This is a genomic window from Streptomyces fulvoviolaceus (assembly GCF_000718165.1).
Classification (GTDB): Bacteria; Actinomycetota; Actinomycetes; order Streptomycetales; family Streptomycetaceae; genus Streptomyces; species Streptomyces fulvoviolaceus.
This window is the reverse complement of sequence record NZ_JOEY01000136.1, coordinates 1-2,010: the sequence shown is the minus strand read 5'-3', so window position 1 is coordinate 2,010 and position 2,010 is coordinate 1. Positions and strand designations below refer to the sequence as shown.

Below are 2,010 nucleotides of genomic sequence, written 5' to 3'. Positions count from 1 at the left end.
GCCCGTGTCCTGGCCGCCGATGCCGTACAGAAGGTCGGTAACGGCCATCCCGGTACGGCGATGAGCCTGGCGCCCGCCGCGTACACCCTCTTCCAGAAGGTGATGCGGCACGATCCGGCGGACGCCGACTGGGTCGGGCGCGACCGTTTCGTGCTGTCCGCGGGCCACTCGTCCCTGACCCTTTACACGCAGCTCTACCTGGCCGGTTTCGGCCTGGAGCTGGACGACCTGAAGGCGTTTCGGACGTGGGGTTCGAAGACCCCCGGCCACCCGGAGTACGGCCACACGACGGGCGTGGAGACGACGACCGGCCCGCTGGGCCAGGGGGTGGCCAACGCGGTGGGCATGGCGATGGCCGCCCGCTACGAGCGCGGTCTGTTCGACCCGGAGGCCGGGCAGGGCGAGTCCCCCTTCGACCACTTCGTCTACGTCATCGCCGGTGACGGCTGTCTCCAGGAGGGCATCTCCGCCGAGGCGTCCTCGATGGCCGGCCACCAGCAGCTCGGCAACCTGGTGCTGCTGTGGGACGACAACCACATCTCGATCGAGGGCGACACCGAGACGGCCGTCTCGGAGGACACCGCTCTGCGGTACGAGGCGTACGGCTGGCATGTGCAGCGCGTCGCCCCGAAGCCGGACGGCGACCTGGACCCGCACGCCCTCTACAACGCGATCGAGGCCGCGAAGCAGGTGACGGACAAGCCGTCCTTCATCGCGATGCGCTCGATCATCGCCTGGCCCGCGCCGAACGCGCAGAACACCGAGGCCGCGCACGGCTCGGCGCTCGGTGACGACGAGGTCGCGGCCACCAAGCGGGTGCTGGGCTTCGACCCGGAGCAGAGCTTCGAGGTCTCCGGCGAGGTCCTCAGGCACGCCCGCGGGGCACTCGAGCGGGGCCGTCAGGCCAGGGCCGAGTGGGAGAAGTCCTTCCAGGAGTGGCGCAACAACAACGCGGAGCGTGCGGCCGAGTTCGACCGCATCGCCGCGGGTGAGCTGCCCAAGGGCTGGGAGGACAAGCTCCCGGTCTTCGAGCCCGGCAAGGGCGTCGCCACCCGTGCCGCGTCCGGCAAGGTGCTGCAGGCCCTGGGCGCGGTGATCCCCGAGCTGTGGGGCGGCTCCGCCGACCTGGCCGGCTCGAACAACACGACGATCGACAAGAACAGTTCGTTCCTGCCGGCGGACAACCCGCTGCCGGAGGCGGACCCGTACGGCCGCACGATCCACTTCGGCATCCGTGAGCACTCGATGGCCGCGGAGATGAACGGCATCGCGCTGCACGGCAACACCCGTGTCTACGGCGGCACGTTCCTCGTCTTCTCCGACTACATGCGCAACGCGGTGCGTCTGTCCGCGCTGATGCACCTGCCGGTGACGTATGTGTGGACGCACGACTCCATCGGCCTGGGCGAGGACGGCCCCACCCACCAGCCGGTCGAGCACATCGCCGCGCTGCGCGCGATCCCGGGCCTGAACGTGGTCCGCCCGGCCGACGCGAATGAGACCGCGATCGCCTGGCGCGAGATCCTCAAGCGCTACACGAAGGTCTTCGGCAAGGGTGCCCCGCACGGCCTGGCGCTGACCCGTCAGGGCGTGCCGACGTACGAGTCCAACGAGGACGCGACCAAGGGCGGTTACGTCCTGTTCGAGGCCTCCACCGGGACCCCGGAGGTCGTGCTCATCGCGACCGGTTCCGAGGTGCACGTGGCCGTCGGGGCGCGCGAGCAGCTCGAGGCCGACGGCGTGCCGACGCGGGTCGTGTCCATGCCGTGCGTGGAGTGGTTCGAGGAGCAGGACCAGGGGTACCGGGACAGCGTCCTGCCGCCGGCCGTGAAGGCGCGGGTCGCGGTGGAGGCCGGTATCGGTCTCACCTGGCACCAGTACGTCGGGGACGCCGGCCGCATCGTTTCCCTGGAGCACTTCGGTGCTTCCGCCGACGGCAAGGTCCTTTTCCAGGAGTTCGGCTTCACTGCGGAGAACGTGGCCGCCAAGGCCCGGGAATCCCTCGCCGCC

At 70.2% G+C, this 2,010-nt stretch carries 1 protein-coding gene; it reads left to right on the top strand.

The annotated features are described in order from the left end of the window. Window positions 1-2,010: transketolase (tkt, locus tag IG08_RS0153110; RefSeq protein ID WP_030622014.1), on the top strand; the 2,010-nt coding region annotated here is incomplete at both ends.